General features: G+C 35.9%; 20 protein-coding genes and 1 pseudogene. 11 read left to right on the top strand and 10 right to left on the bottom strand.

Annotated features, from left to right (window positions below):
- Positions 1-17: 17 nt before the first annotated feature.
- Positions 18-170, bottom strand: coding sequence for a hypothetical protein (locus ABW637_RS16700; protein ID WP_367585863.1), 153 nt, complete (start codon positions 168-170; stop codon positions 18-20).
- 361 nt (positions 171-531) lie between these two features.
- Between ABW637_RS16700 and ABW637_RS16695 the strand changes: the two genes are divergently transcribed.
- From ABW637_RS16695 to ABW637_RS16670, 6 genes are all read left to right on the top strand, one after another.
- Complete coding sequence (locus ABW637_RS16695) at positions 532-1,383, top strand: hypothetical protein (RefSeq protein WP_367585862.1); 852 nt, start codon at positions 532-534, stop codon at positions 1,381-1,383.
- Positions 1,384-1,441: 58 nt separating this feature from the next.
- On the top strand, positions 1,442-2,179 hold the full coding sequence (locus ABW637_RS16690) for a YARHG domain-containing protein (RefSeq protein ID WP_367585861.1): 738 nt from the start codon (positions 1,442-1,444) through the stop codon (positions 2,177-2,179).
- 482 nt (positions 2,180-2,661) lie between these two features.
- Positions 2,662-4,122 carry a glycosyltransferase family 2 protein gene (locus tag ABW637_RS16685; RefSeq protein ID WP_367585860.1) on the top strand — a complete coding sequence of 487 codons (1,461 nt, stop codon included), beginning with the start codon at positions 2,662-2,664 and terminating at the stop codon, positions 4,120-4,122.
- 290 nt (positions 4,123-4,412) lie between these two features.
- The gene (locus ABW637_RS16680) at positions 4,413-4,592 is read left to right on the top strand and encodes a hypothetical protein (protein WP_367585859.1); all 180 of its coding nucleotides are present in this window, start codon (positions 4,413-4,415) and stop codon (positions 4,590-4,592) included.
- Positions 4,593-4,841: 249 nt separating this feature from the next.
- A complete protein-coding gene (locus tag ABW637_RS16675) occupies positions 4,842-5,012 on the top strand; it encodes a hypothetical protein (RefSeq protein ID WP_367585858.1) in 171 nt (56 codons plus the stop codon).
- Positions 5,005-5,397, top strand: a complete 393-nt coding sequence (locus ABW637_RS16670) for a YchJ family protein (RefSeq protein WP_367585857.1) — start codon at positions 5,005-5,007, stop codon at positions 5,395-5,397. The genes ABW637_RS16675 and ABW637_RS16670 overlap by 8 nt, the downstream gene beginning before the upstream one ends.
- Before the next feature lie 133 nt (positions 5,398-5,530).
- Here the strand turns inward: ABW637_RS16670 and ABW637_RS16665 are convergent, their stop codons facing one another.
- From ABW637_RS16665 to ABW637_RS16645, 5 genes and pseudogenes are all read right to left on the bottom strand, one after another.
- On the bottom strand, positions 5,531-5,908 hold the full coding sequence (locus ABW637_RS16665) for a hypothetical protein (protein WP_367585856.1): 378 nt from the start codon (positions 5,906-5,908) through the stop codon (positions 5,531-5,533).
- 27 nt (positions 5,909-5,935) lie between these two features.
- The gene (locus tag ABW637_RS16660; protein ID WP_367585855.1) at positions 5,936-7,864 is read right to left on the bottom strand and encodes an eCIS core domain-containing protein; all 1,929 of its coding nucleotides are present in this window, start codon (positions 7,862-7,864) and stop codon (positions 5,936-5,938) included.
- Between the two features lie 415 nt (positions 7,865-8,279).
- A pseudogene (locus tag ABW637_RS16655) lies at positions 8,280-8,819 on the bottom strand (DUF4494 domain-containing protein); the annotation flags it as partial.
- A 374-nt stretch (positions 8,820-9,193) separates the two neighbouring features.
- Positions 9,194-10,279, bottom strand: a complete 1,086-nt coding sequence (locus tag ABW637_RS16650) for an adenylate/guanylate cyclase domain-containing protein (RefSeq protein ID WP_367585854.1) — start codon at positions 10,277-10,279, stop codon at positions 9,194-9,196.
- Between the two features lie 25 nt (positions 10,280-10,304).
- Entirely contained in the window at positions 10,305-11,186 is an 882-nt protein-coding gene (locus ABW637_RS16645; RefSeq protein WP_367585853.1) for a LamG-like jellyroll fold domain-containing protein, read from the bottom strand.
- Between the two features lie 252 nt (positions 11,187-11,438).
- Here ABW637_RS16645 and ABW637_RS16640 point away from each other — a divergent pair, with 252 nt between their 5' ends.
- Together ABW637_RS16640 and ABW637_RS16635 are read left to right on the top strand one after the other, a co-directional pair.
- Complete coding sequence (locus tag ABW637_RS16640) at positions 11,439-12,029, top strand: carboxymuconolactone decarboxylase family protein (protein WP_367585852.1); 591 nt, start codon at positions 11,439-11,441, stop codon at positions 12,027-12,029.
- A gap of 36 nt (positions 12,030-12,065) precedes the next feature.
- Entirely contained in the window at positions 12,066-12,287 is a 222-nt protein-coding gene (locus ABW637_RS16635) for a (4Fe-4S)-binding protein (protein WP_367585851.1), read from the top strand.
- Here ABW637_RS16635 and ABW637_RS16630 read toward each other — a convergent pair.
- Positions 12,284-15,577 carry a P-loop NTPase fold protein gene (locus ABW637_RS16630; protein ID WP_367585850.1) on the bottom strand — a complete coding sequence of 1,098 codons (3,294 nt, stop codon included), beginning with the start codon at positions 15,575-15,577 and terminating at the stop codon, positions 12,284-12,286. The genes ABW637_RS16635 and ABW637_RS16630 overlap by 4 nt on opposite strands.
- A 242-nt stretch (positions 15,578-15,819) precedes the next feature.
- Positions 15,820-16,173 carry a DUF3307 domain-containing protein gene (locus ABW637_RS16625; RefSeq protein WP_367585849.1) on the bottom strand — a complete coding sequence of 118 codons (354 nt, stop codon included), beginning with the start codon at positions 16,171-16,173 and terminating at the stop codon, positions 15,820-15,822.
- Positions 16,174-16,384: 211 nt separating this feature from the next.
- Between ABW637_RS16625 and ABW637_RS16620 the strand changes: the two genes are divergently transcribed.
- On the top strand, positions 16,385-18,355 hold the full coding sequence (locus tag ABW637_RS16620; protein ID WP_367585848.1) for an adenylate/guanylate cyclase domain-containing protein: 1,971 nt from the start codon (positions 16,385-16,387) through the stop codon (positions 18,353-18,355).
- Positions 18,356-18,370: 15 nt separating this feature from the next.
- On the top strand, positions 18,371-19,795 hold the full coding sequence (sthA, locus tag ABW637_RS16615) for a Si-specific NAD(P)(+) transhydrogenase (RefSeq protein ID WP_367585847.1): 1,425 nt from the start codon (positions 18,371-18,373) through the stop codon (positions 19,793-19,795).
- Positions 19,796-19,886: 91 nt separating this feature from the next.
- Here the strand turns inward: sthA and ABW637_RS16610 are convergent, their stop codons facing one another.
- On the bottom strand, positions 19,887-20,636 hold the full coding sequence (locus ABW637_RS16610) for a hypothetical protein (protein ID WP_367585846.1): 750 nt from the start codon (positions 20,634-20,636) through the stop codon (positions 19,887-19,889).
- Between the two features lie 287 nt (positions 20,637-20,923).
- Between ABW637_RS16610 and ABW637_RS16605 the strand changes: the two genes are divergently transcribed.
- Positions 20,924-21,838 carry a DUF6268 family outer membrane beta-barrel protein gene (locus ABW637_RS16605; protein WP_367585845.1) on the top strand — a complete coding sequence of 305 codons (915 nt, stop codon included), beginning with the start codon at positions 20,924-20,926 and terminating at the stop codon, positions 21,836-21,838.
- A gap of 56 nt (positions 21,839-21,894) precedes the next feature.
- Here the strand turns inward: ABW637_RS16605 and ABW637_RS16600 are convergent, their stop codons facing one another.
- Positions 21,895-22,329, bottom strand: coding sequence for a universal stress protein (locus tag ABW637_RS16600; protein ID WP_367585844.1), 435 nt, complete (start codon positions 22,327-22,329; stop codon positions 21,895-21,897).
- Between the last annotated feature and the right edge of the window lie 141 nt (positions 22,330-22,470).

Here is a 22,470-nt window from a genome sequence, read left to right as displayed (position 1 = left end):
ATTAATTGAACATTTGTCTATTCATCATCATCGTCTGGAACAACAACTCCTTCTTCACCTTCGGTAGCTGATTCTTCGATACCGATTTCTTCAGATAAATCTGAGGTTGTACAAGAAAATAATGACATATTAAACACTACTATTGCTATAATTATAAATGATCTTCTCATCTTTTTTTGTTTTTGAAATTGAACAATAGTGTTGCCGTCCGGGTCTTGAATCCAGAGGATTGTTTGCCTTTCAGCAACACACGAAATGAGAAGAAGCGCTTCTTCGGTTTTGGGAAGTTTGTTTGGAAAGACGAAGACAGAAAAAGTTAATTGTACTTCCCAGTTTCAGTTACCTGATCCTGTCTTGTATTTCCAGTTTTGAATTAGTTTGTATACATTTGTCTTGATAGCTAATCTCGACTTGATCTAAATTCTTTCGCAAGATATGGCTGTTTTACCCCTCTGACAGTAAAGGATTCCGAAGATTCCGAAGAATCTTTTTGTTCCAAACATTCCGAAAGAATTTTATAAATAGAGAATTATGACTATGGTTACTTTTGAAACATATATTAATGCAATTCGACAGAAATATTTGAATGATAGAGGAGGTGAATTAAGTACTTTTTTAGCAAAACCTACTCCTGGACAATTGAAAGATGCATGTATAGACGTACTAGGTGAAATAAAGAATAGAAGTGATCAAAATATTTTAGAGAGATTCTTTGAACTCAATGATGCTGATCATATTAAAACAATCAGAAAGTTTGATAATGATAAATTAAAACCTATTGCAAATTTTTTGAAGAATAAAACTGATTCCATACAATCACCTATCGCTTTAGAGTTAGTAGCATTGTTAATTGATTTTCAACCAAGGCCTTTTGCTAAATTTCAAAAATTAAGTAACACACAAATTGATATTACAAAAGAACAAGGATCCAAAAGAGATATAACTTTAATATCGGATGAGACCGGGAATGATATCAAAACAAAGGCAGATGGAGATGGCAATCATGGAGGTAAAACATTGAGAAATATTATAATCACTATAAGTTCTATTTCTGCAATTATTGTAATAGCCCTTTTTGCTTTAAAAATGTTACAAAAAGACTGTATGAAATGGAATGGAGAGTACTACGAATTGGCCTTTTGTTCTAAAAGCTTTGATAAAAAGATTATTCCTATAGACGAAAAGCTATTAAATGAATTCAAGAAGATCAAAGTAGATACAAATTATACTTTCTTTGATGATGATGGAAAAGCCAAGGTTTGGTATGCTAAAAGAGAAGGGAAGATTGAGTTTTTTAACTCTCAAGGTACACATCCGACTAACGGGAATAAACTAAAACCCATTACTCAAACTATTGTTCGTAAATATATTTTTGGAGAATAATGATATACAAATCACTAAGAAATTTGAATTGTATATTTGTGTATCTAACTTATTAAGTATGAATAAAAACTTACTATTTGTCTTTATTTTATGTACGACATATTCACAAGCCCAACTAAAAGACTGTTCCCAATGCAATACCGTAGTCTACACCACCAGTGACATTGCCAAAAACACCTTGTATGAGCTACAATTGCTACGCAATGAGGTTTTTGCGCGACATCGTTATGTGTTTAAAAGTGTACGGTTAGAAGATTATTTTCTTACTAAAGAATGGTACAACCCAAATCATGATGACGTGGTACAAGTACAACTTAATGCTATCGAGAAAAAGAATGTAACTCTTTTTAGAGATAAAGAAACCGAGATAGAAAATCAAAGAAAGCAATTGTTTAAAGAGCTTACCACCCTAAAAGAAGCTCTACAGACCAATAACGCACCGCAAATAAAGAAATATCTATCTAATGTACTCCCAGAAGACGAAGGGTATGATAATGCTATACAAGGACTTACCCGTATGTTTGCCATCATTGATCTAGACGATATACATTGGTATAAAGATACGGCACTGTACCAGGTTAAGATCGATAATGGTTTTTTGGTAAAGGTAATTGCACTGCGTATTAACGGTAATGAGATTACACTAAGTGCGGGTGATATTAGTCATTCAGAAATCATGACCGAGCCTTTTAAATACGGTAGCGATTACCATTCTGAGGATGAGTATTACGTTGCATGGATCTTTAATTTCGATGGACAACGACTGGTTTTAAAAGATAGACAAATAGCAGGATGATTTTAATAAGAATGTTGAAATATTCCAGCAGGGTGAGGTGTCAGACCGAGCTTGTTGAAGTACCGCCGAAGGGTGAGGCCCTCGAACCCTGAGACTACCGGAGAAGAAAGTGGGGCTTCGAGTGCCTCAGCCCCCAATGACATCTGAAGAGTGAGGTGTCAGACTGAGCTTGTTGAAGTACCGCCGAAGGGTGAGGCTCAAGATTCCAATCTTATCAATGTATTCCCGAAGGGTGAGGCTCTCGAACCCTGAGACTACCGAAGAAGAAAGTGGGGCTTCGAGTGCCTCAGCCCCCAATGACATCTGAAGGGTGAGCTGTCAGACCCAAGCTAAACTGTAGATAAAAGTGGGGAAATATCACCCAAGTGTGTAAAATATACACACCCTGGGATTCGCCGATTATCGTAAATGGTTGTTTTTCAGTAGTATTTAAAAAAGGGTATCAATATTGTTAGTTCTGAGAAGGAATTAAGAAAACATTCATGAAGGGATCACCATCTGTTAAGACTGCCACAACGTCAATATCTATTGATCGTTTAGAAAAACTAATTGTAAATGCTTCATCATCTTTTATTTTAATAGCAACATTTATACTGCTATTTGGGGCTGCATCTTTGTTCTATTTCTTACAACCCTATTTCGAGGAAATTCATCTAGAAAGAATGAATACTCCCTGGGGAATTGCATTGATGATCACAGGGTTCTCGCTATTGACCATTAAGATTAGTTTTATCATCTACATTTTGGTATTATATCTACGCTATAAAACGATTGCCCCCATATCTAATGAAGCACTACCTTTATGTACTGTGATCGTACCTGCATACAACGAAGGAGAATTGGTGTATAAAACCTTACAAAGCCTTGCCGAAAGCGATTATCCCCAAGACAAACTACAAATCATTTCTATTGATGATGGTAGCCAGGACAATACCTGGCAATGGATGAAAAGAGCTAAAGAGGAGCTAGGTGATCGTATTTCAATTTATCAACAACCCAAAAACAAAGGGAAAAGACATGCTTTATACCGTGGATTTAATTTAGCCACCGGAGATGTCTTTATCACCGTGGATAGTGATTCTATTGTAAAAAAAGATACGCTTCGTGTTATGGTAAGTCCTTTTGTGGTTAATGAAACCTGCGGAGCCGTAGCCGGAAATGTTCGCGTGTTAAACAGAGAAAAAGGGTTAATCCCACGTATGTTAAATGTAAGTTTTGCCTTTAGTTTCGAATTTATACGTTCTGCGCAAAGTACATTGGGTTCTGTACTATGTACACCAGGAGCTTTGTCTGCTTATCGCAGAGAAGCCGTTTTTAATTGCCTCGAAGAGTGGATTAATCAAACCTTTATGGGGCAAGTCTCAAAAATAGGTGAGGACCGTGCCATGACCAATATGATTTTAAAACAGGGGTATAAAGTACTGTTTCAGCGCAAAGCATATGTTTATACTAATATTCCTGAGCGTTATAAGAACTTATATAAAATGTTTATCCGTTGGGAGAGAAGTAACATTCGCGAAAATATTGCCATGAGTAAATTTGCCTTCAGAAACTTTAGAAAAGAATCTAAAAGTGGTACCAGAATACTATTATTAAACCAATGGTTAAAGATGACCATGGCGTATCCTGCATTTCTACTAATGATATTTTTTATTTGTACGTATCCGTTATTATTTCTTAGTTCTACCTTAGTGAGTATATTAATCTTTTCGAGTATACAAGCCTTGTTTTATGCCAAGAAACACAGTGTATCAGAATCACTTTGGGCCTATCCTTATAGTATTTTTTATGCCTTTACCTTGTTTTGGATAACCCCTTACGCCATCGCTACAGCAGGCAGAAGTGGATGGTTAACACGTGATTTGACTAAAAATGAACTTGAAGAACAGCAAGTCGACCCTACGACCGAGCTTAGAGAACAAGTTGTTGTAGTTTCCTCTTAATGTAGTGAAATAAAGACTTCGGTTTCGGGAGCACTTCGATAAGCGCAGTCTGACACCCCAATCTATGCCTAAATTCAGAACCCCGAGGTTACTCGAAGGGTCAGCCCCTAATGTTATACGATCACTGAGCGTAGTCGAAGTGAAAGCAGCCGAAGTGAACGCAGCCAAAGTGAGCGTAAAATCAAACCACCTTCGATTCTCCAAAAAGCTGATATTTATCATTATTCCAACAAAAGGGTAATAGTATATTCACTATATTGAATACGTATAACTCTTAAATATTGTCAATTATGGAATTTATGGAAATTATGGACAACAAAGGCACTACACATTATATCAATCCCAGTCATATATCGGGGCTTTGCGATGTAGATGGTCATTGCAAAATTAATTTAATGGGGCAGGACTATATGATTACCAAAGAAGGGATGGCAGATGTAAAACTTCACCTAATGTCTTTTAGACATTAGAAATGATATAGTGAAAGCTACGATCACTTCGACTACGCTCAGTGATCGTAGGTCGTTTGATTACAATCGAATCCTGAGCGTAGCCGAAGGGTGAGATAACTATATAGAGCAAACTTCGAGTTCCTCAGTCCTCAATACAAACCAAAAAGTGAGCGATCACTGAGCGTAGCCGAAGTGAGAGCAAGAATATCTGTTGATATTAGATTGATCATACTATATTTGTAGGTTGTGATACTTAGTACATACCATATGGCAAAAAAAGGAAAAGAAAAGAATACCCAGAATAAGGCAAAACATGCCAAGCTCATGAATCGCAAAAAGAATAAGCTTAGAAAAGAGAAAGAGGCTAGGGCAGCACGGTTAAAAGCATTGACACAAAAAATAAACCAACAAAACAATACCGAAACCTCTAATGAATAGTTGCTATTGTGGTCGATCTATGTCGTATGCTTTGTGTTGTGGTAAAATTCATAAAGACATTTCTAATGCAGCTACAGCCGAAGACTTAATGCGTTCGCGATATAGTGCTTTTGTATTGGCTAAAGGTGATTATTTGTTGAAGAGTCATCACAGTACCACCAGACCCTCGTCTAAAGAAAAGAAATCGATGGTACGATGGGCTAAAGCTGTAAATTGGGTAAAGCTAGAGGTATTGCACACTTCTAAAGGTACATTACAAGATACCGAAGGTACAGTAGAATTTAAAGCATTTTATTACGATCAAGATGGTCTACAAATGATCCATGAACATTCTACGTTCACCAAAGAACAAGGATATTGGGTCTATGTAGGAGAGAAACAATGAGGGCTGAGGCTCTCGAAGCCCAATATTATCCGAACCCTGAGCGCAGTCGAAGGGTGAGCGCAGTCGAAGGGTGAGCGCAGTCGAAGGGTGAGCGCAGTCGAAGGGTGAGCATTATATAATGCAACAACCCTAATCAAGGTGGTAAAACAATAGCTTTAAATAACTTGATCGAACCATCTGTAAACCAGCAAATTCCAATTATTTTTACTTTAGTGGGATGTTCTACTTTCCAATACGATACATCTAATGCCTTTTTTATATCAAGAAAAGAATTTCGGTCATCTGGATCAAAATCAAAGTCTGCACGGTTTAGAATCAAACGGTCCTTTTCGTTGCAAGTATTTATCAAAGGTTTGGTATCGACTATTGTACCAATATTGCACACACTAGTTTTGGCGTTAATGGCATTATGTAATTGATCAATCAAATTTGAATCCATCATTTTTTTTGAAGTTACACATCTTTCCTGAATCAGGAAAATAGAAGCGAGCAATACTATAAAACACTTCATCTTGGGCTTTTTATATATGAATTATATTCATGGTCCGGGCCCAAGAGGTCCTAACATCCCTCCACCTGGTTGAAGGTGTGGTGGTAGTACTGGACCTAAAAACTTTGTAGTTTCAATTTCTACGCGTCTATTAAGATCGTCTGGCGTATGCGTAGTATCTTCTCCATGTTTCTGAATAACCAGCATGTTGGCAGGAATACCTTCACTAATTAATCGATCGCGAATAACAATTGCTCTTCTTTCTGATAAATCCATGTTATATCCGGCAGCTCCGTCTTGACTTGCATACCCATGAATAATAATTTGGGTATAGGGCATCGTGGCTAGTATATGTTGACGGATTCTCTTATTGGCAATGGCATAATGCGTATTAGAATCAATAGTACTGTCGTTTCTTAAGCTCATAGAGTCATGGTCAAACCAAAGAATACTGCGAGTGCCTTCATGATCTACAGGAGATTCTGTAGCAAAGTCAATCCCGGTGGCTTGATTACCAGCAATAGCGTCCCATCGGGCAGAGGCGTCCTGTAGCTCCTGAGAAGCCCCACAAGTGGCTATTGGTGTTGCTGGTCTAAAATTGATCGTTCCAGAACTATTTATATAAAACCCCCAGTTTACCCCGGCAATGGTTTTACGATCTCCTGTGCCTGTTTCACAAACTAAGAAAGTTTGAAATTCTCTCCCTGCATTTGTATCGGTGTCCCATACGCCAGGAGCATCCCATAAAATTGCCGGTTGCGAAGGAGAACCGATTTGAGAATCAAATCCTGGACTAGTGTCATAAAATGGCCTGGTTTCTGAACTAACCGTATCAATTCTCCAACCTCTTGATGCGGCACTAGGGTCACTCCATCCTGATCGTTCTCTTCTGGTAGCATTTCCTGGGTCGTCCGTTTCTATATTACCGCTAGTGCCTTTTGTAATACTCCTTACGGTTTGAATTAATCTAATTTGATCACAACTACCACAAATGTCATGATCATAGACACTCTCGATCTTTGCATAAACACCTTTTACATCTCTACCGGCGGCGGCATAAGGATAAATTCCTTTATAGGCTTTGGCGAAGTTAAATCCAACATTACAACCAAATAGGCCTCTACAATTATCAGCGGTAACCGTAGTTCCCATAATAGCATCTGCTGCCATAGTACCCGAAGTGAGGGCAGTAGACAATCCAGAGCCGCCCTCAAAAGCTGCATCATTTCGCTGGATAATATTCGTACCCGAAAGGCCATTCGATTTCATCACAGTTGGATGATTTGTGGCCACACTGCCTTGTTGTATCGTATGAGTCAACTCGTGGGCCAATAGTTTTTTCCCTTCTTTACTAGAATTATTAAATTGACCTTGATTGAAATAAATATCAGCTCCGTGAGTAAAAGCCCGTGCACCAAGATCCTTATTCATTTGAGCTGCTTGGGCATCGTTATGGATTCGTACATTGCTAAAATTGGCGCCAAATCCTGTTTCCATTTCAGTACGGGTATCTTTAGATAAAGGACTGCCTTTTCCGTTTGTGCTATGCAGAGTACTCTCTAAATCCGGGCTTAATTGTATATGGTTCTGTGTTGATTTGGCCTGTAGGGTTTCTTCTTTTGATTTTCCAGCACTTTCAAAAATGGGTTTTTTATGAATAATAGGATCCGTTTCTTTCTTTTCCTGTATTTGCTCTTTATCCTCACAGGCGTCACATTTTCTTTGAATCACCTTAGGAGTAGTGTTCACAGAACTACTTTGGCTAACGACTTGTTCTGCCATAGCATCAGCTTCTTTTTCATAGGGATCACCAGCTTGTCCAATATTTAGTTTGGCTTGAATTTTTGAAGAGGTAAAGAAAGGAGCTTCGGTTTCTTTAGATTTTGAAAAAAAACTTCCGGTTGCATCCTTGTTAAAGAACGCCTTAGAAGCATCTGAATGCGTAGCCTTATGATTTTTAGCAATGGTAGTTCTCATAAGAATATTCTTTAATTCAAACTATGATTTTACAGTCTAATAAAAATAACACATAATGATTGTATTACAATGGCTATATCCCTTTTTTTTAACAGGTAAATGCCCCTATTTAAAGAAGATCATAAATTAAAGAGTTCTTCGGGTTAAAAGGGTATATCGCAGAATAGCAATACACGAATTAGATAGTGGAAGGGAAGGAAAAATGAAATAAAGTAGCCTAGGTTTCGAGAACCTCACTCTTCTTATGTAATTATAATTCTGAAGGGGGAGGTTATCAAATCCTGAAATAATTGAGGAAGAACTACTCTTCTTCTTCAAAGGTTACAGTTGCAAAAGCAGTGTCTTCTTCTATAATGCTGAAATCTTCTAAAGGTGCTTTGGGTTCTTCATTAGCTTCAACATCAGGAGTATCTTCTGTTTGTTCGGTGATTACTTCTTCTGATTCTTGTGTCTCCTCTTCCTCAACAGGAACAGAATCTTTTAATGTATTAAATCGCTCTAATTTTTGCAATTCACCTTCATCTCCAGAGAAATATGGAAACACATCCATAATTGGGGACTCGGCAATCGCAGGAATGGTATAGTCGCCCATCGTGTTTTTCATCGTTTGATTAGTGTTGTCAAACGCCTCTTTTACATCATTAGCCTGCACCAATAAATACATATTAGACTTACGTTCTTTACCGCTTTCTTCATCATATGCAATTAATGATACTTTGGATTTAAACCAACGATCAGAATTTTCGAAAGGATGAATCTCTGCATAATTGGCCACCTTAATATTCGTGATCTTAAATTCATCACTAATATAGGCCGACATTTCTTCGTTAATACGGCTTTCGGCCTCGGTGTATGATATGGCATCTACCAAATAGGGTTCTGTAGTCATGCGTTGTACTCCAGAATCATCTGTTTTTCTATATTTTATCTTGCATTCATACCAAATTGCACTCATATTTTTTTCTATTTTAGGAGGGCAAATATAAATGTTCTGGCGCGTCAGAAATGGCTATATCTAAAATAGATATTCACAATTTTTGAAGGGTAATATTAGGTATTTGAAGACCAGCGTTTTATTTGTGAATACTATTAATTATAGACCGTCAATCGAGTGCTTCGATTTTAAGAGAAGTGCACTTCGACTGGCTCAGCAGAGCTATCGAGAATAGGTGCTGAAATCCAAAGAGCGGATATCGATATACCGTACCACGGTATGGCACTCGAACCGACGTACTTTTTACAATGTAACAACAAAAGGGACTTCGATTACGCTCAGTCCCTATAAGAGATCATGATCACTGAGCGCAGTCGAAGTGATCGCTATACGAGTCATACTACCTTATCTATCGTATGAATATTTACTTTTTCCCGCTTTCCTTTAAGTAATACACTTCCTAAGAATTTAGAAGACAAATAGGTGTTGATCTTTAGGTCTTTTAGTAATTTTTCTGAAATAAGGAGCAATACATGGTGCTTATTACATTCTGCCTGGATGCGGGCAGAAGTGTTAATCACATCGCCATGATAGGCTATTTCTTTTTTGATCACACCCACTTCGGTAACCATTAATACTCCGCCATGTAAACCGGCTTTAAATTCGGGTATAATACCGTACTTATCCAGGTAATATTGTGATTTGCTTTGTTTTTTCTGCTGAAAGGCAAAAAATAAGTCTATACAGTTGTTATTGGCAAGGCCTTTTTTATAAGGCCAGCTTAGTACGGCTTCGTCACCTACGTATTGATAGATTTCGGCATCATATTTAGGTACTACTTCGTTAAGGTCATAAAAACAATCTTGTATAAATTGGCTATACTTAAAATGCCCAAGGTTTTCGGCTATCGTAGTAGAGTCTTTTAGGTCTAAGAACATAAAGATGCGTTTCTCTTCTTGTGGGTTTTTGTATTTACCCATGAGCATCTTTAAAAAAACACCTTTCCCAAACTTTTCGGTGGCAATTTTAATAAATGAAAATACAAAAGAAACCAACACAATGTATAATATTGCGGTCCAAAAGGCTTTGTCCTGTACCCACCAACCCCGACTGGTATCAAGTGGAAGATTGTAAACATTAGAAAAGACACGTATTACCCCCGTAAAGACAGCGACAGTAGTTATAAAATATAATATGGTTCTTACTATAAGATCAAGAACAAGAGATATTCGGTTTGAGGTATATTTATCAAAAAAGAAATCAATAGTGGCATATATAACACCTATTAAAACTCCAACAGACATAAGTCCTTGTAAGGCTTTTAAAGCTCCGCGATTTCCGCTAAATTCTGCAATAACCGTAATACCAACTTCTTCGTCCATTCCATAATATCGAAATATCGAATATAATCCCATGACCAGTGCCCAAAAAAGAATGGATTGCCATAGTAGTTGAAGATATTCTTTCAGGTTACGGTTCATATCTGCGATTTATACGAGTAAATGATTATTGGTTAATAATACTATGTACTCCATTTTCCAGATTATATAGTGTGGTAATCTCGGTATCGGTTAAACTTCTGTTATAAATAGAGAGTTCATCCATCAGACCGATATACCCTAACCCAAGATAAATATTCGATAGCTCGAGATCCCAGGTAAAAGGTGTAGTGATATTGGGTCTAGATCCTTTTAGCTCACCATTCATATATAAAGAAGCTTGACCTTTTTCGGTATTCAAGTTTGAGAAATTGATAAGAATGTGAGTCCACACGTCCTTACCAAATGGAGGGCTTTTAACTCCTTTAAGCTTTTCCATAAAAACAGGATTTTCGTTATCAGGTCCTTCAGGATTTGGGTTCCATACCGCTCGGTCACCAATTACTCCTAATCTAAAATCTCTAGGGTTTTCTTTGGTAAAATCTACCCAAATTGAAGCATCATTATAACTTACATCCGTAATTTGTATGGGATCGCAATAACCAGGTTCGAGATCGGTAGCCGGATCTAGTTTCAACCAAAAAGAAATGGCGCCACTCCAGTCGGTAGTATTGTATGCAATATTATCCTTACTTGGGTAATAAATATTTCCTTTGCTACGCTCTGTAAATAATAGGCCATCACCATAACGTCCTTGAGTCTTTGCAATACGTATATCTGGTTTGTGTAAACCTTTTTGGGCAGAATCTCTTGCTTTGCGATTAGGAACGGTATACAAATGTTTGTCGCCTGCCGCAAAATCGGCATCAATGCTTTGATCAAAAGATGCGTAGAAGGTAAGTGCCGTTTTTAAATCTGCTTTACTGGTATCAGTATGGCAAGAAGTAAGAAATGCTGTTATCAATGCGCCTAAAAATAGATTGAGAAATGTGTTTTTATGTTGTAACATGATGTTGGTTTTTGAAGACTAAATATAAGATTATCCTTTCGTTAAACTATAGAATTTACTTAAATTTAGCATCATTGCGCATTACATGGGTTGAGCAATTATGCCAAGTAGAAGCCCGTAGAAGTTATGAAACTCTATAGTTACAAAATTTAGGACACAAGGTTTTTACCGTAAAAACTTTCCATTATAATTCGCTGCACCCTACCAAATCATTTAGTACCTTTATAAAGAGCCAACTTAAATGGATATGCTATGAAAACTATCAGTACACTTGTTGACAATCCTACTATTACCCCAGAATTAGAAACTACTTTTGAAACCATTAAAACTGAACTTGGTGCTCCTTTTGTTCCACACTTTTTTCAGATATGGGGACATAACCCAACGGCATTACAAGGGATTGTACCCGCTATGAAACATATTTTGGGAAGTGGTGTTCTTGATCGTAAGCTTAAAGAAATGATCATGATTGCAATATCTTCTTTAAAAAAATGCAACTATTGTGAAACCGCGCACCAGGTATTTTGTTTTAGCATGGGGGCAGAACCAGAGCAAATAGAGTTTTTAGTAAATAGTCATACATTACCAGACTCTGATAATCCAAAGGATAAAGCGGCTATCGATTTTGCCGTACGATTATCTAAACATCCAAATACATCTAGTAAAGAAGATTTCGAAAAATTAAAAGCATTAGGGTTTTCTAAAGCTGAAATTTTAGAAGTTATAGCGATGTCTGGCATGGCCGTTTTTTATAGCCATTTAGCTGATGCCACTAAAATTACGATTGATGAAGGGTTTACTGCTGCGCTTTCGAAAACAGAAACCACAAAAGCTAATAGTTAATATTTTGATCATTATAACATATAAATAAATAGGAGTATGGCTTCAAATGATATCAGAAAAGAATATAGTAATAAAGAAATCACTGTAGTATGGAAACCCGGAAAATGTATTCATGCGGGGATTTGTGTACAATCATTACCTAATGTATATGATCCTAACGGAAAACCGTGGATACAACCAGAAAATGCATCTGCAGAAGCATTGATCAAACAGATAGATCAATGTCCATCGGGAGCATTAAGTTACTATAAGAATTAATCTCCGTTATAAGCAAACCTTTTGATCAAAGGGTAGTGATGCTGTAAAGGCTCGACCTTTTGATTAAATAAGTCACTCATTTTTTGAGTTAATACATTCTTAAACTCGGTACTTAGCTCCTTATCGTCATTATCCATATTAGGATGATCTTCGATATTCGAGTATAGGTCGGCAAAAACAGCATCACTTGAAGCTTCAATAATGCAGTCTTCGAACCATGGGTTTAGCTTTTTAAATTTACCAATAGGCAAGGCTAGCAATAGAAGTACAGCTCTTATTTCTGCAAGGTCGTCATGATCTCTATATCCAAAATCTTCATGAGCTTTTATAATTCGATAGATATTCACAAATCGTTTGATCGCTCTTGGACTAGAACCAATAATCATCGACATTTCTTGCAAAAGTTCAATTTCCTGATCAGATAATTCTAAAGAAGCTATAGTTTCTTTGGTTTCTATAACTTCATTATGTGGTTCAGATACGTTATTAACAGTACCCGTAGGTTCTTTTGTAACTACAGATGGCTTTTCATCGGTCTTTATAGTTTCATTACTTACAACGTTTGGACTACTTTGAGGTTCCTTAAGATCAGGAGTTTCTTCTTTATGAATAGGATTTGTTTCTGCTAGCTTTTTAAGCATATGCTTTACACTTTCGTCCTCGGCCGCTTTTAGATTAAAAGGTACTTGAAAAATTTTCTCAAGGTAACTCGATGGATCAATCATTTCCATCTCTGTGCTTTGAAAACTCTCTACAAAATGCATTTGATGCTTCTTAATTAATGCATTTTTCACCCAACGGGGATCAACACCAACGACAACCACAAAGAGGGGATAGGCCATCAGTAAATTTACGGCTTCGAGTACTTCGACTACACGTTCTTCTGGACAACGATCAAGATCATCGATATATAAGATAATTCGCTCTAGCGGGCGTTCAAAATTTTCTCTAAATTTTTCAGCCTCTTCGGCCTCTTCAAAATTTTGTAGTTCTTTATGGTGATCGGTAAACAGGTTGCTTAAAATTTCAAAATCTTTTCTGATTATAGAGATCAGCCCCAGGTGTTTTTCATATTCTTTACTGTTGGATCGCTTTTCTATAAACGAATGCAATGCTTCTGTGGATAAAGTATTTTTTAATCTAAACTCGATCTCAGCCCTTTGTTCGGTAGTTTGATTGATCTGTTGATTAATATCAATGATCTGACTTTTGATTTGCTCAATCTCTAATGTAAGTGCTTTTTCTTCTTGTGCAAATCGAAATAAAGCATCTTCTTTCTTTAATTCATATTGTTTTTTGATATTCCAGAAAGAAGCGACTAGGGGTTGCAACTGCCTGTAGGTTTTAACACCTCTTATGTATAAAGCTCCGGCAGCAGAAATGATATACCAAATATTTGAAGGTATAGATAAATCAGACCATTTTGTAACAGTAGCAATATAGTGCAGTAATCGAGGTACAGCTAGCACAACACCTATAATACCCACTAACCATAGTACGTTTATATACCATTTACCTGCTTTGAAAAAGGTTTTTAGAAAAGTAAATACCGATTTGGTTTGATTATATAATTCATCTGGAGTTTTCCAATACGCTCTCGGAACAATTTTAGCAAACTCTTCCTGGTTACTTATGAACGTACTATTTTTAGTAATAGCCTCTTCAACAGTTTTTTCTACTTTAAATTCTTTATCAATTTGTTCGACTATTTCAAACATAGTCCTACACTTGATTTTCTTTATTTTTTGTTGAAGTAACTCTTCAATAGTTTTCTTCTTCGTATTTAAGCTCTCTAATTGCGCATCTATAGCGCCTTTTTTTCTTTCAAGTTCTTCTAACTCACTATGCGTAATATTTAGTTTATGAGTAAGTACTTCTTCAATTTTTTTCTTGTACTCATCACCAGCAGAATTATTTTGAATATAATGATTGAGTCCATCAAAAATCTTGGTTATAATCCCTGCCCATAGATTGGCATCCATATAGGACCATGCATTAAAATGAACATGGGCAATGCCTTCGCAAAATCCTTGCTCTGGATTTACACTAGACAACAATTTGATGCGTTCTTTTAATTTCTTCATAAAGAAGCTTTTACCCGATCCCCATTGACCAAAAAGCGCAATGGCGAGAGGAGGCGTAAAACTCTTTGCAGCAATTACGCGGGCAAAAGCAGATACATCTTTAGCAATATTAAGGTGATCTGTACTTAAATCTGAATCGCTAATCAGACCCGCTATCGTATTAATCTTTGTGACTGTTGTAATGGTAGTTTTGGGACTAAAACCAGGTGTTAATTCCCTCCATCTATCTTTTATTAGCAACAGTATTTTTAATGTATCTTGAAGCTCAGGAATTACTATAGCATTTCTTCGATAATACCCATGAACAACTAGTTCATATGTGATATCGGTAATTTTCCAATCTATTTCTAGAGTTTTTCCATCTCGTAAATTATTAGTTACAATACCAAACCCTTGTATTATTAAATTAATTTGATCATCTTCTACACCACTTGTTGTCTTTAATATGACTATATCACCAGAGTTAACGCTCTTTAGCAATGTGTTAGAGGGGATGTCAAAATCATGTTTTTCCCAAGTGTTGTTATTAAAAAAGTAATCTTTTTTCTTCCTTTGCAGAGAATTTGAACTAACTAAATAGAATTTCCTTGGATAATGACTAATATAAAAATGATGTGCAAGGCTTAATGATTCCTCTTCAGATATTTTATCTACTTTTTCCTGTTTCTTTTTCTTAGGTGATTTTTTTTGAGTAGTCTCGGTTGTATTTTGCTGTATTTGATTGAAAAAGGCGACCCCTCTTTTACTATCGGGAATAGAGATGATAAAGCGGGCACCTAATTTATTAAACTCAGCGGCAAAGCCTTCAATAACAAATTGAGTAATATTAAGGCTAATCGCGAAGGATAGACCTGACTCTCCGGTACCCAATAACGGAATCCATATCGTTTTTGAGGATAAACGATCCAAATAGTATTGTATCGCATAGGTGAGATTATTTCTTAGAGAGTTCTCATTATTCTGTTCTCCTCCGTAAGTGACGATAAAAAGGATGGGTTTTTTACCTTTTTGAACTAATAGGTCAAATCCTTTTTCAAAATCCAGACGTTTAAGAACCTTTGGATCATATCCATATGCAGTGAGTACTAATACATTTAGATTTCCGGTATTGCCATATATATCAACAGAGGTGATCGCGATATCTGCTTCATTAGGAGAAGCATTTAAAATGATTTCATAAGGTACACTAGACGTTTCCTGATCCATGAACTATTAATTTTGAATAAATTTCAATTCTATTTTTACTTTTTAAGGATTCAAAATTTTCTACAGGCTCTTTTTAAGACAAGTAATACGCATTATGTATTACCAAAGAATTGAAATCAACAGTTAATATATTCAAATCTTGAGTCTATAAGGGTAATCTAAGTTAAAGATAGAATTAATGTATAAGCTGGCAAAGAAATGACCCTTTTTAAAGGCACATTGATTATGAATAAGAAGCTATGTTAGAAAAATATCAATGATTCTCTATGTAAATACGTAATATATAGAGTTATGGCATGTATTAATTGATCAAATCCAAGAATAGGGAAGAAAATACGAGGGTTTTTTCGATATTTTGAAGTCAACTTACTTGTAAAAAAATCAGTAAGGCCGTGCAATACACAATTGATCAATAAAAAACCAATAGCTACTTTTAAAGGGAATAAAATAAGGCTACAGACAAGTAATACACCGGTATAAGTAAGCACATGTAAGAAGAGCCATTTAAAGTGGTGACTTTTGCCCATTGCCATTTTAGAGGTTTGCAATCCATAGTCCCCAACCCAATGTGCCAAAAGAATCCAAACAAAATTCATACCTAAAAGATATCAATTCAATGGGTTATAACCTAATTGTTAACGCAAAGTTTTAGAATAAAGTAGTCTAAAACACAAAAATAAAGAGGAAACTTAAGTATATTGTAGTATAAAACACATTTGACCCAAATTACTAAAGAACTACACCATTTTTGAGGTGAAAACTCGTACATAGGTACAGTCAATATATATCCAATTTTAAAACTATCAGATGTTTCGCACGTTTCGTCATCGATTGTTGTTTTGGTTTCTGGTATTCATTAGCTTTAGCTTTGTGATTATCATGCTTTCTTTTGCTTATCTCGATAAGCGTGAACACATTTTGCAACGTACAGATGCGATAGAACAATCCTATGTGATCTTGTTAAAAACTGTAAAAGCGCAACAGGATTTTTTTAGTTATGCTACTAAAGATCAGAAATTCTTCCGTACCGGTGATAACGATTATCTAAATAATTACCTCAAATTATTAGATAGTACTCGATTTCACCTCATGCATGTAAATTTTAGTAAAGAATCTATTTTATACGATGGTATAGAATCTCTGAAATTAGATATTACAGAGATCGATGCTGTTTTTCTTGAGTTGATTGAGAACATTCAAGCACGTGGATATAAAAATTATAACCTAGAAGGGAGTATGCGCAAAGACGCTCATTGGCTCGAAAAGATTTCCGAAATCCCTACCGAAGATATTTTAAGGCTTAGAAAGCTAGAGAAAGATTATATTATTAGAAACGAAAAGAGTTATGTAACCCAGTTCAAAAATCAAGTAAAAGTTGTTAGAGATCGTATCCAAACCAATACACGTATTACTAAAAAAAGGAAGAAAAGTATTCTATACTATCTCAAAGGATATGAGAACAAATTCATGCAATTAGTGGAGCTGGATCAACGTATAGGCCTCAAGGACAATATAGGGTTAAAAGAAGCCTTGGATCGCCGAATCACGATTTGCGAGGCTGGTTTTAGTACTGCTGTGCTTCAGGCCAAAGAATGGGCTAAAGCAGAATTTAGACAGCTTACTATTTATTTTGGAATAATTGCCTTTGTATTATTAATTGTAAGTATTTGGATTAGTGCAATGATCTCCAGGAAGATTACCAAACCACTAACAGAGTTAACGATGCATATTACGCGTTTTGTGGACAGTAATTTTACATTAGAAAGCGAGCATCCTGTTGTGCGTACACATGATGAAATAGGAAGTCTTACACGAAATTTTTCCTTTCTGAAAGACGAAGTCATCTCACGACTTAAGTTTTTTAAACAAAAAGTTGATGAACGTACTGCAGAATTAGCCAATGCCAATAAACGATTATTACGCCTTAGTGAAGCAAACAGCCGATTCGTGCCTATAGAGTTTCTGCAAAATCTGGGAAGAGAAAGTATAGAGCAAGTAGAGCTGGGAGACCAGGTAGAACGAGAAATGACAGTGATTTTTTCTGATATACGTGAGTTTACTAAAATATCTGAGTCCCTAAGTCCTCAGGAAAATTTTGACTTCCTTAATGAATACCTCAGTGGTATTGTTCCGATTATTAGACGTAACGGCGGATTTATCGATAAATTTATAGGAGACTCGGTGATGGCTCTATTTCCTGAAGATCCGGATGCTGCGATACGTACTGTTTTTGAGTTTGAAGATTTCCTCGATACATTTAATCAGAAACTCAAAGAAAAGAAAAGACGACCTATAGATATCGGTACAGGTATTCATACCGGAAATCTGATCTTGGGTACCATAGGCCATGAACACCGACTAGAAACTACGGTGATATCCGATGCAGTAAACACTTCTTCTCGTGTAGAAGGCCTAACTAAATACTACAAAGCCAGTACCATTTGTACCGAAGCTACACTTTCTAAATTAAAGGATAAGGATTCTTTTCACTATAGGTTTCTGGATAGAGTACAGGTGAAAGGAAAAACTAAAACACTTTCTGTATATGAATTCTTGTCATCACGAGAAAAAATTAAGTTAGACTATCTGGATATTTACAATAAAGCTGTAGAGTATATTAGAACTGAAAATATTGCAGAAGCGGTTAAAATATTTTCTAAATTAAGTTCAAAATACCCCGAAGATAGGGCTGTAAAGATCTTTTTAGATCGATGTCACAATTATATAGAAAGAAAAGCATCTTCTTGGGATGAAATAACACAAATGATTAGTAAATAATTAAAACTATACACTGTGAAAAAATACGACCTCATTGTTATAGGCTCAGGACCTGCTGGCGAAAAAGCAGCTGCAAAAGCAGCATATTTTGGTTATAAAGTAGCACTTGTAGAAAAAGAGCGCACCTATGGAGGAGCAGGAGTACAAACGGGAACACTACCTTCTAAAACCCTAAAGGAAACTGCATTGTACTTATCTGGAGTATATCAAAAAGGCGTATTTGGGGTCGATAAAGAGATTGGTAGAGAAACCGGTGTACATGACTTCTTATATCGAAAAAATGTGGTGACCAATCATATGAATAAAATAGTAAAATACAATCTCGAAAAACACGGGATAGAATTGTATGAGGGCTTTGCCAGTTTTATAGATCCAAATCATATAAAGATATCAGGAGAGCTAGAACAAATTATAGAAGGTAAATATGTTCTTATCGCCACTGGATCTTATCCATATCATCCAGAAAGTATACCGTTTGACAATAAACGAATACTAGATTCGGATACTATTCTAAGTATAAAAAAATTTCCTAAATCAATTTGTGTACTAGGCGCTGGAGTGATTGGTTGTGAATATGCTACTATTTTTGGAGCCATGGGCGTTAAGACCTTTGTGGTCAATGATCATGATAAAATTTTGGGGTTTCTAGACTCAGAGGTATCGGAAGCTTTAGTGAAGCAAATGAAAAAAAACGAAATAAAAATATTGTTTAACAACTCGGTTACCACTTTTGAAATTCCCGAAAATGAAGAGAAACCTTTAAAAATTACCTTAAAATCCGGACAAATATTAAATGTAGATATGTTTTTGTTTGCTGCTGGACGTAGTGGTCATATTAAAGGCCTTAATTGTGAGGGTATAGGCCTTAAGACAGGAAAACGTGAAACAGTTTTGGTCAATGATAAATTTCAAACGAATATTTCTAATATCTATGCTGTGGGAGATGTAATAGGATTTCCGGCCTTAGCCAGCACAAGTATGGAGCAAGGACGTATTGCAGTAACCCATATGTTTAATACTGCGGATCTCGAATCTCTGGCTGATATTTTTCCTTATGGTATTTATACGGTACCCGAAGTATCCATGGTTGGTATTACCGAAGAGCAGGCTAAAGCAAGAAAGATTGATTATAGTGTAGGATACAGTTATTATCGCGATACTGCAAGGGGAATGATTATGGGAGATACCGATAGTGGATATTTAAAGCTAATTTTTGATAAAAACACCAAAGTGATTATGGGCGTTCACATCATGGGATACTCTGCCACCGAGTTAATTCACTACGGAATGCAACTTGTACAGGAGAAAAAGACTCTGGACCACTTGATTGCTACAGTTTTTAATTATCCAACTTTACATGATTTATATAAATATGCCAGTTATGATGGGCTTGGGAATTTAGCCGGTAAGAAAGTAAAAAAAGCTGGAGAGTTGATCTAGTTTAAATAAGAGCTTAAACAATACATCTAAAAACGGGCTGCTACATCATGTAACAGCCCGCTTAGACAATTCAGTTTAAAATAAATTGACACTAAAAATTTATTCTTCCTGTTCCTATATTACCGGTATAGTAAGAATCCCAACCATCTGCCGTATCATTGTCTAACCATACATTAGGATATGACCAGAATTGTGAGAATCCAGTTGCTGGTATGGTTTGGTCACTTTCCCATAGTTGGCAAATATATTCTTTAACAAACCATCCATTTGTACCTTTTAGGTATAATTGACCGTAATCAACTTCAACCCATTCTATCGCTGCTCCCGGAATAGCTCCTCTAAATAAATAACCATCATATCCACCATCAAGGCTATTACCAGCACCATTCATCCAGTTAAATGCCGGAGTATATCCACCAGCACTTGTGGTAAACCTAATGTAAGTCCCTACTGGGCCATCGGTTTCATTGTAGGTTTGCGTACCGGTTTTTACCCAAACTCGATAATACCACTCTGTACTAAAATCTTTGTTTAATTGATTAGATTGTTTACTCATGTATTCCTTAACGGCAACATCAAATTTTAACATTGCTTCCTTCATCGGTACATCGTCATCAAAATGTACCTTGAGTACCGGACTAACCGTTTCTTTAAAGTTTTTTAATACTTCTCCGTCGTTGCCCGTAGTGCTTTTAAATCCTTCATCTTGTTGTTCTACACTACCTTTCTTTACTTCAAATTGGTTAGTCTCTGTTGCTAGATCTGATTTCTCACAGGACACAATAAATAATACCCCAATACATAATGCTACTATGGTTTTAAGATTATGAATTTTTTTCATCGGTTTTAATTTTATAATTAATAATTCAATTAGTTAGTTGTTACTCCTTCATCTGCCGGCTAGAAAATATTCGTACAACTTTGGTGACAAATGTATTGGCTTTATCAAAGTGAAATAAGAGTTATTTCTCCCTGTTTATTTATTTTTAACCCCATTTATGAAGGGGTTATTTCCCCACTAGTTTAGATAAGTATTACCTACAGAAATATCGATCTATGCCTATAAAGAATAATATTCGTATACTTGTTCCTTTTTATATAAATAACCTCTATAAATAGTATATCGCAATGATTAATAGAATTGTTTTTTTCCTTTTAATCGTAATCACACAAACTATACATGCTCAGGATTACATTGATCTTGTTAAAATAAATTATGGTTCTATCCGAGATGCTGGATTTGAGGGTAGTGATTCTCAAACGAACGTTGCAATATTTGATGTTGCAGTTACGTATCCTATAAAACTTAATGAGAACACTGCTATTATCACTGGGGTTGACTTTATACAACATTCTTTAGATCTTGTACCTAATGGTAATACAATTAATCTTAGTAATATCACACTTAAAGCAGGGCTAAATATTAAGCATGGATCAAAATGGTCTGGTACGTATTTGTTCTTACCAAAAATTGCCAGTCAGGATTTACATACCGATGGGGATCACTTATTTTTTGGAGGGGTCGCTTTATTAAAATATCAAAAGAGTGACCGTATGCAATATCGCTTTGGAGCGTATGCTTCTAGCGAAGGATTCGGTACGTTTGTAACCCCTATTCTTGGGTTATACTATGTAAGCGAAGATAGAAAGTGGGAAGTTTCAGCCAGTTTACCTATAAATGCAGATGTTAATCATCGTTTTAATGATGCCATTGCCGTTGGATTGGGATTTCAGGCCTTTGTACGATCTTTTAGTTTAGAACGCGAACCGAATACCGCAGAACTATATACCCAAATGTCTAACATAGAATTTGGACCTTATTTTCAACATGGTTTTATGGATCAAAGTATTTTATTACGTATACAGGCAGGATATTCTACAGCTTCATATGAAGTATTTAATGAAGGAGATACTTTGCCAATACGTGTTTCGGCGTTTGAGTTTGGAGATGGTCGTAATCTACTTAATCCCGAGATGACCGGAAATCTCTTTGTAAGGGTTGGGGCTACGTATCGTTTTCATTTAAAAGAAAAGAAAGAGTAGTAGACTCCTCTTTTTGTGCTTTAAATTGAGTTGTCCATTTATTTTAATTATAATTTTTATTCTAAAGGAATAATTAATACTGGTATTTTTGATTTTTTAATAATGTTTTCAGATACACTTCCTACAAAGGCTTTGTAAATAAAAGTATACTCATGATGGCCAACAATAATTAAATCAATATTTAGTTTTTTAGACTCTTCTATTACCATTTCAATTGTAGATCCTTGTATGAGTAAACCTTCAGCGCTAACTTCTTTTTCCCTAAGCTTAGCTGTGTATTCCTGAAGTAGTCTGTGTTCTTTTCTAAGTTCTGATGCTCGGCTATCTCTAATGTATTGAGGTCCCACATCGTAACCCACAAAATAAGGGTCTGGAGCGGCTATATGTACAAGCCATATTTTTGAATTAAATGCCTCGGCTAGTTGAAAAGCTTTATCAATTAATAATTGTTCGTTTTCATCAAAATCGATCGCAACTAGTATATTTTTCATATCCCATTATTTTAATGATCTGCAATGATTATATAAAGTTACTAAAGACTTTTATAATCTACTATAAATCCAATCACTAAAATGATGTAAATTAAGGCATTACACCTTCAGTTAAATATACTAAAGAAATGCTTACTCTAA

This window comes from Aquimarina penaris (assembly GCF_040786285.1).
Lineage (GTDB): Bacteria > Bacteroidota > Bacteroidia > Flavobacteriales > Flavobacteriaceae > Aquimarina.
Note: the sequence above shows the minus strand (reverse complement) of the source record. Positions and strands in the feature narration are given on the sequence as shown.

Coding starts and splice junctions, on each gene's coding strand:
- ABW637_RS16660 (WP_367585855.1), bottom strand. CDS start 7,864: ATGAGAACTACCATTGCTAAAAATCATAAGGCTACGCATTCAGATGCT.
- ABW637_RS16690 (WP_367585861.1), top strand. CDS start 1,442: ATGAATAAAAACTTACTATTTGTCTTTATTTTATGTACGACATATTCA.
- ABW637_RS16645 (WP_367585853.1), bottom strand. CDS start 11,186: ATGTTACAACATAAAAACACATTTCTCAATCTATTTTTAGGCGCATTG.
- ABW637_RS16635 (WP_367585851.1), top strand. CDS start 12,066: ATGGCTTCAAATGATATCAGAAAAGAATATAGTAATAAAGAAATCACT.
- ABW637_RS16650 (WP_367585854.1), bottom strand. CDS start 10,279: ATGAACCGTAACCTGAAAGAATATCTTCAACTACTATGGCAATCCATT.
- ABW637_RS16665 (WP_367585856.1), bottom strand. CDS start 5,908: ATGAAGTGTTTTATAGTATTGCTCGCTTCTATTTTCCTGATTCAGGAA.
- ABW637_RS16695 (WP_367585862.1), top strand. CDS start 532: ATGACTATGGTTACTTTTGAAACATATATTAATGCAATTCGACAGAAA.
- ABW637_RS16685 (WP_367585860.1), top strand. CDS start 2,662: ATGAAGGGATCACCATCTGTTAAGACTGCCACAACGTCAATATCTATT.
- ABW637_RS16670 (WP_367585857.1), top strand. CDS start 5,005: ATGAATAGTTGCTATTGTGGTCGATCTATGTCGTATGCTTTGTGTTGT.
- ABW637_RS16610 (WP_367585846.1), bottom strand. CDS start 20,636: ATGAAAAAAATTCATAATCTTAAAACCATAGTAGCATTATGTATTGGG.
- ABW637_RS16605 (WP_367585845.1), top strand. CDS start 20,924: ATGATTAATAGAATTGTTTTTTTCCTTTTAATCGTAATCACACAAACT.
- ABW637_RS16600 (WP_367585844.1), bottom strand. CDS start 22,329: ATGAAAAATATACTAGTTGCGATCGATTTTGATGAAAACGAACAATTA.
- ABW637_RS16675 (WP_367585858.1), top strand. CDS start 4,842: ATGGCAAAAAAAGGAAAAGAAAAGAATACCCAGAATAAGGCAAAACAT.
- ABW637_RS16640 (WP_367585852.1), top strand. CDS start 11,439: ATGAAAACTATCAGTACACTTGTTGACAATCCTACTATTACCCCAGAA.
- ABW637_RS16680 (WP_367585859.1), top strand. CDS start 4,413: ATGGAATTTATGGAAATTATGGACAACAAAGGCACTACACATTATATC.
- ABW637_RS16620 (WP_367585848.1), top strand. CDS start 16,385: ATGTTTCGCACGTTTCGTCATCGATTGTTGTTTTGGTTTCTGGTATTC.
- ABW637_RS16630 (WP_367585850.1), bottom strand. CDS start 15,577: ATGGATCAGGAAACGTCTAGTGTACCTTATGAAATCATTTTAAATGCT.
- ABW637_RS16700 (WP_367585863.1), bottom strand. CDS start 170: ATGAGAAGATCATTTATAATTATAGCAATAGTAGTGTTTAATATGTCA.
- ABW637_RS16625 (WP_367585849.1), bottom strand. CDS start 16,173: ATGAATTTTGTTTGGATTCTTTTGGCACATTGGGTTGGGGACTATGGA.